The organism is uncultured Campylobacter sp., assembly GCF_937997465.1.
Lineage (GTDB): Bacteria > Campylobacterota > Campylobacteria > Campylobacterales > Campylobacteraceae > Campylobacter_A.
The window spans coordinates 1-7,001 of record NZ_CALKTQ010000269.1 but is presented as its reverse complement, the minus strand read 5'-3'; the positions used below and the strand labels follow the sequence as shown (position 1 = coordinate 7,001).

6 protein-coding genes are annotated in these 7,001 nt (G+C 34.3%); all 6 read right to left on the bottom strand.

All coding sequences use genetic code 11. The features are described from left to right. Positions 1-472: 472 nt before the first annotated feature. The gene (locus Q0546_RS08955) at positions 473-1,171 is read right to left on the bottom strand and encodes a class I SAM-dependent methyltransferase (protein WP_298792337.1); all 699 of its coding nucleotides are present in this window, start codon (positions 1,169-1,171) and stop codon (positions 473-475) included. Between the two features lies 1 nt (position 1,172). Continuing rightward, positions 1,173-2,264 carry a hypothetical protein gene (locus tag Q0546_RS08950; RefSeq protein WP_298792335.1) on the bottom strand — a complete coding sequence of 364 codons (1,092 nt, stop codon included), beginning with the start codon at positions 2,262-2,264 and terminating at the stop codon, positions 1,173-1,175. Then, on the bottom strand, positions 2,257-2,943 hold the full coding sequence (locus Q0546_RS08945; protein ID WP_297950369.1) for a methyltransferase domain-containing protein: 687 nt from the start codon (positions 2,941-2,943) through the stop codon (positions 2,257-2,259). The genes Q0546_RS08950 and Q0546_RS08945 overlap by 8 nt, the downstream gene beginning before the upstream one ends. Further along, positions 2,937-3,950, bottom strand: a complete 1,014-nt coding sequence (locus Q0546_RS08940) for a glycosyltransferase (RefSeq protein WP_298792332.1) — start codon at positions 3,948-3,950, stop codon at positions 2,937-2,939. The genes Q0546_RS08945 and Q0546_RS08940 overlap by 7 nt, the downstream gene beginning before the upstream one ends. After that, complete coding sequence (locus Q0546_RS08935; RefSeq protein ID WP_298792330.1) at positions 3,908-6,037, bottom strand: bi-domain-containing oxidoreductase; 2,130 nt, start codon at positions 6,035-6,037, stop codon at positions 3,908-3,910. The genes Q0546_RS08940 and Q0546_RS08935 overlap by 43 nt, the downstream gene beginning before the upstream one ends. Continuing rightward, positions 6,034-7,001, bottom strand: a 968-nt coding sequence (locus tag Q0546_RS08930; RefSeq protein WP_298792328.1) for a hypothetical protein, incomplete at its 5' end; no start/stop codon positions are given. The genes Q0546_RS08935 and Q0546_RS08930, both read right to left, overlap by 4 nt.

Sequence of the window (7,001 nt, the reverse complement as noted above, 5' to 3'; positions counted from 1 at the left end):
AATAAAATAAAATATAATTGTTAAGAGTATCTTACTAATTATAATTACTCCATATTGCATATCCTTTTCTTCCAACCTTTTTTGATACTGTATAAGATATATCATGCTATCAGAAAATGACAAAATAGACAAAGCAATAAAAATTTTCCAACTCAATAAATTAAAATAATTTATAATACACAATAACAATATGCCCATAATTACATGAGAAAGAAATGTAACATTAACGATGCCGCAAAATAATTTATATCTGGATTCTTCTGTAGAATATTCGTAGTAATATCTTGCGTATCCGGATTTAAATTCTAGCGATAGTAAAAAAGATAAAAATACATATATAGTCATGTACAGTCCATATGCACCCATATCATTCATGCTTAAAGTATGAGCAATATATGAAAAAAATAGTACAGATAAAATTTTTTCAATCATCAAAAAAATAGTATATAAAGATATCGTCTTAAGAAACCTTTTAAGCATTCTCTACTTTCTTAAAAACATAGAAATACCCCAAGGAATTATTTTTATATTTATTTTTAAATATCTTTAATCTACCTATTAGATCTAAAGGCCTGAAAGTTACGTTTATCGGCAAGTAAAATACAGGGCCCAAAAAGGGTTCTAGCCTGAGACTACTTAGTGTATTTCGTATAATTGATATAAGACCAAAACCTATGTTTGCAAAATCACCGCCATATGTATCATATCTTATAAATTCTAAATTCACTTCTTTTGCTAGCTTAATCATGGCATTTGGAGCAAACCTAAAAAAATCAAAAGGAGGATTATGTATACTTGTGCTCTGTGCTTCAAAAGCAAAATAATATCCACCCGACTTAAGAACTCTTGAAATTTCAGAAAAAGTTTGTTTTATATGGTAGGAGTCGTCCAAAACAAAAACTGTCATAACTGCATCGAAACTAGAATTATCGCAAGAAATACTCTCGGAATTACCTATTATATCCGGAGCGGCATATTCACACTCGCAAACATCAAGACCCACATAATCAGACTTTTTTAGTAATTTCTTATATGGTTTTTTCCCGCAACCTATATCTAAAATTTTATACTTAGAATCAAAAAAAGAATCTATTGTCGTTATATATTTTATAACATCTTTTAACAAAAATCTATATCCAGTAATTAAAGAAAAATGTCTATCAAAATACATTTTACGCCCCCCTATATATTCCTTCAACTAAATTGTTAAAAAGCCACTTATCATCTTTCATAAAGCCTTCATAAATTTCTTTAGTTTGTATATTTTGTAAATATCTATGTTCCGAAATAAATGTTAGAAACATTTTCCAGTCACCTTTATATTTTATTTCGAACGCTCCATCGCCCATATCTAAAATATAGGTATTATTATAGCTCTCGTAATAATTAGCACATTCACTAAAAGTAGCATACCAAACATCTTTATTCCTTAAATAGCCGAAGAGAAAATCTAAAGAATTTATATCATTATAAACATTTGGTGTTTGCCTCTTTCCATCTGGTCTAGCATTCATAAAATGCTCCGCTATACTAATCACATATCTACTTTTCATCATTTTTTCTATCTTTACGATATTTAGCAAGTGTTTAATTTTACTTTTTATTGCATTTCCTCCATATATAAAAGCATCGCCGCTTATGTTTGATGGCATTTCTATAATTTTATCATCGCCATACTTCAAAGAAATATTATTAGTAAAAGGCTTAAAGTCAAAGGACCACCAACGAAATTTTAAGTCAATTAGTCCTCCAACCAAATCCTCTCTAAAACTATAGCACGGAGTTCTTCCTCCTAAAATTTGGTAGCCAAATCTTTTTTTGAAAAGATTTAAATCATTTTTTATAATATTAAAATATTCGTTTGGAGAATACTGCTCAAATTCTCTGCACCATTTTCTATCCATCAATGTAGCATTGGAATATCCATGATTATGTCCATGGTATGCTATCTCATCAGATCTACCAAGAATGGAATTTAATAGCTTTAAAAAATCATCATTATTGTATATAGATCCAGTTTTACCATTATCTAAATATGTTGAGTGCGAATTCATTACCAAAAAATATGTAACTCTAATTTCTGGATATTTATTTAATAAATAGTTTACAAAATAATTGTATAGACCTCCATCGCCTAATCCAAGATAACCACAATCACATTGCTCTCTTAAAAAACGTGACTGACATTTTGAATTTGTAATATCGTCTATACCGAAAATAATGGGAGAGGTTTTATCTAAAAACCATTTCGCTTTACTAATCATCTCTACTCTTTGCTTTAGCAATAAAAAATAGGCCATCATAATTTTGTCTTTTAGTGAGCCGGTATACTAATATTCTTTTCAAAATTTTAATATAATCTAAAAAGGATTTTGTCTTAAAAAACATATTTTTGTTTTCTGAGTAATAATAGTCATATTTTTTCTCTACATATCCTTTTCTATCCAGTAATTGCTTTAAGGTCTCAAAGCTATACCAACAAACATGCTCTTTATTTAACCATAAATTTTCGAGATTCCCAGACTTGATTAGCTTAATACGCTCATTAGACCAAGGATTCGGCGTAGTGATAATTAATAATGATTCATCGTGCATAAATCTTTTTATACCATCCAGCATTAAACCAGGATTTTCAATATGCTCAATCAGTTCTCCACATACCACAATATCAAATTTATCTTGATATTCAAGCTTATCCAGTTGAGTAACATCTGCGTAATATGCAATATATCCGTATTTATCTTTCAAAATTTCTACATCTTCTTGCAAATAATCAAAACCGACTAAGGAGCTAGCAACTTCTGCAATTTTGCTATGAAGCCAATCATTTGATTTGATTTTTTGTTCATACAACTTATGCTGTATAAATCCTAGGTGTAAAACTTTTTTATCACAACATATTTTTATTATTTCATCTTTTCTAAAAATCACATTATCTAACATAAAACATCCTTTACTTTATCATATAAATCATCTAAATTTCTATTTTTAAACAAAATTGTTCCCTCTGGCCTATCACATACATCACTAGCTATCGCAGGGCATTTAAAATATAAAGCCTCTCTAATACTAAGGGCATCGCCATCGGTATTTGTAGGTCTTATCATTAAACTAGCCTTTTTAAATATAGGCCAAAGCTCTTTTTGCCCAGTCAGAAAATAAAAATTTTCCTCTAAATTTAACTCTTTTATACGCAGATGCATTTTATCTATATACTCCGTATTAACCTTTTCGTTTGCTAGTGCGAAAACAAATCCCAAATTTGGATATACGTTTTTTAGTTTAGCCGTAAGTTCTATGCACATATCAAGTCCGTATAGGTCGGTATTTTTATAAAAAGATATTTGAAATGCGTTTGCCGTTATTATTCGCGTCTTACTTTTTATAAAATCGTAAAAAGATTCGGGGTAGGTAGCTAAAATTTTATCTTCCTCCTCTAACGGCGGCGGCAAAAAAGCATGCTCGATTATAATACTTTTTGGAATATGCAAATTCCTACTTTTGTAATCGTCCAAAATGTGTTTATTAACCACCACCAAAACATCTATGTAATGAAAAAAAACCCTATAAACCAATGCCTTAAATTTAGAGGACTCTTCAAACAACCTTGGATTATGGCTAGTAGCAATTAAATCAAAATTTTTAAAAAGTCTAGCAATCATAAGCACAAAAACTATCATCATGCTAAACGAGTGAATATTTACGGCTCGAAATTTTGTTTTGCACAATACCGCAAACAAATCGATATATTTCTTAAAACCTTTCTTGGATACATCAAATACTTGCGAATTATCTAGCGACCTACTCAGTCTATAAATATAAACCGACACTCCGCCAAGAGGAGGCGGATATGGTCCGATTATTAAAATTTTATCGTATTTTTTAAGTATATCTTGCACTAACAAACTCATATCAAAAACGAAATCTCCGTCGTCTGCACCATATCCCAAAGCTCTATCGGCCAGCCTTTTTTGCTTCCCTTTAGAGCCCCAAATAGCGCCTCAAGCTCTTCAAGCTGCCCTTTTTGACTCATGCTCGTTGAAATTTCTTTCAGCCCCACTCCATATCCTTTTAGGCTTTTATAATCGTCCAAAACGATGCTCTTGCCGTCGAAGTGGATCTCCATAAATTCCTTGCTTAGCTCCTTGCTACCGTTTGCGAAATACTCGATATTTGCCACCGAACCGTCTTTGTATTTTAAGACGATGGATTTGTTATCCTCGGCGCTATATTTTTCATTACTCGGCGTGATCGCCTGTGAAAATATACCCTCTATCTCGCTTCCCGTTAGCGCCGTCATTAGATCTATTATGTGGCACGCTTCGCCCACCATTCTACCGCCGTTTTCATGCACCCAGTGATCCATCGGTATATAGCCAGCGTTCATCCTATATCTAATTATCATCGGATTTATTCTAGCGCTCGTGTGCTTTTTTATCTCCTGCGCGTAAGCGCTAAATCGCCTGTTAAATCCCACGAATAAAAGGGGCTTGTCGCCTCCACCTTCGTAAAATTTCTTTATCTTTTCTAGCTCCTCTTTGTTTGTCGCAAGCGGCTTTTCTACAAATACGTTTTTGCCCGCTTCAAGCGCCTTTAAAGTAAGCTCCGCATGGCTATCGTGCCTCGTGGAGATGATCACCAGATCAACGTTTTTATCATTTAAAATATCGTCTAAATTTGAAGTAGCGTAGTTCGCTCCGTATTGCTGCGCCACCGCCTTTGCCTTATGTCCGCTTCGGTTCATTACCGCGTAAATTTTATACTTGTCCGTAAGCTTTGAGATATTAGGCAAATGCATCCCGGTAGCAAATCCACCGACGCCTACGAACGCGACGTTTATCACGTCTCTGTTTACGGGCGCGGAATTTATAACGATTTTTTTATCGTGATTTAGATAGCTATCAAGCTCAGCCAAATTTGCCTCGCCGTAGTCGAGCAAAACCATAAGCGGCTTATTCTGCGATGTTTGCAGCGACTCAAACGCCTCTGTTACCTGCTCGATAGGGTATTTTGCGTCTATGAGCTTATCCAACTTTATCAAATTTTCATTTACCAGCCTTAGATACTCGCTCATGTTTCGATTTTCGGTCCATCTTACGTAGCTAAACGGATAATCAAGCCCCTGCTCTTCGTAGCTCTTATCGTAGCGACCGGGGCCATAGGATGTGGAGATGAGAAAATCAAGCTCCTTTTTATACATATCCTCTCTATTGATCTGCATGCCGGCAACGCCTACAAGCACCACTCTGCCCTTTTTCTTGCACATCTGAAAGCTTTGCGACAGCGGCTCGCTACTGCTCGTAGCGGCGGTAAATAGTACTCCATCGGCGCCATATCCACCGCTCCAAGACGCAACGACATCTAGCAAATCGTCTTTTGACGGGTTTATAACAAGCTCGGCGCCGTATTCCTTTGCTATCTGCAAGCGCCTATCGTCAAAATCGCTGACAGCGACCCTCACTCCTGAAATTTTAAGCATCTGCACCGCAAGAAGCCCCAAAATCCCAGCTCCCACAACTACGCAGGTCTCGCCCAACCTTAGATCGATCCGCCTAACGCCCTGCATCGCTATGCCGCCGAGCGTTACGGTGCAAGCCCGTTCAAAGTCCATATCCTGCGGCATTTTCATAACTAAATTTTTAGGTACGTCTACGTATTCTGCGTGGTTTGCAAGTCCCGCACCGGCTGCGGCGACGCGCTCACCGATTTCAAAATTTGAAACGCCCTCTCCGACCGCTATGACGACGCCGCTAAGCGAATAGCCAGTAGGATTTCCGCTATCAAGCTTACCTTTTACCTTCGCATAGACGCTGGCTATGCCGTCGGATTTCACCATATTGATGACTTTTTTTACGTTCTCCGGTTGCTCCAAAGCCCTTCTGATTAGGCTTTTACCGCTATTTGATACGCCGCTTATCTCGGTGCCCGCCGATATGCAGCTATTTACTACTTTTATAAGAACGCATCCCCTTGAAACGCTTGGAGCAGGGATCTGCTCTGCTAAAACCTTACCTTTTTTAACTATTGCTTGTATCACGTTGAAAACCCTTTTTCATTGATATAATTATCTATATAATAGATTGCGAAAATTACGCTAAACGATATAAATCCTATTAGATACTCTATAGAAGGTATAACCAAAAATCCAAAAATCGAATTAAAGCCCAGTGCGCATAAGCACGGAATAAGAAATTCTTTTTTCTTTTTATTTAGTGAGGCACAAAAACAATAAAATCCGATATTTGAAAAAATCAAAAAATATAAAAGCATAACACCGAATTTTGCCCCAAAATTTTGTATCGCAATCATCTTATGTTCTTTAATAAATTTAAATGTTTCATTTTTTAATACCTCTTCATACTCTTTTGATAAATACCCAATACTAGGATCTATCGAATAAACCTTTTGCATAGCTACCTCGTCAAGATAGCGCGGTATATACTCGTTATCCACATATCCTAAACCAACATATACAGAATGCCAAAAAGCATGTTTAGTATTTAAATTAGCATTTTGATTGAGCTCCAACAAATTATAATTAACACTTTTTTCATATATTATATGGAGAATATTGGCAAATAATAAAGTAGCAACTATAAAAAATATATAAAAATATCTTTTTGATATTTTTGAATTTATAATCAAATATACAACTATAAAAAGTATAGTTGGAACAAAAGAATAGGAGCGTATTGAATTTGATATTGCAGAAAAAGCAGATAAAATAAATAGTGCAAGTATTATACTGATTACTTTATTATTATTCATTAAATATAAAAAAATAGGGATAAAAGATGACATAAAATAAAATACTATATAAACATCACCTACTTTATAAACTAGACAAGTAAGTATTAAAGTTACTACTACCGAAATAAATTTGCTCAGTCTTTTTTTTAGAAACAAAAACCAGCCTACACAAAATATCAAAAAACCAAATCCAATAAATAAAACATGAAATACAATAATGATTTCTTCTACATTTAAGTTAAAAATTTTAT

Excerpts from the sequence above, each read along its gene's own strand:
- Q0546_RS08955 (WP_298792337.1), bottom strand. The coding sequence starts at position 1,171 with ATGTATTTTGATAGACATTTTTCTTTAATTACTGGATATAGATTTTTG.
- Q0546_RS08950 (WP_298792335.1), bottom strand. The coding sequence starts at position 2,264 with ATGATTAGTAAAGCGAAATGGTTTTTAGATAAAACCTCTCCCATTATT.
- Q0546_RS08945 (WP_297950369.1), bottom strand. The coding sequence starts at position 2,943 with ATGTTAGATAATGTGATTTTTAGAAAAGATGAAATAATAAAAATATGT.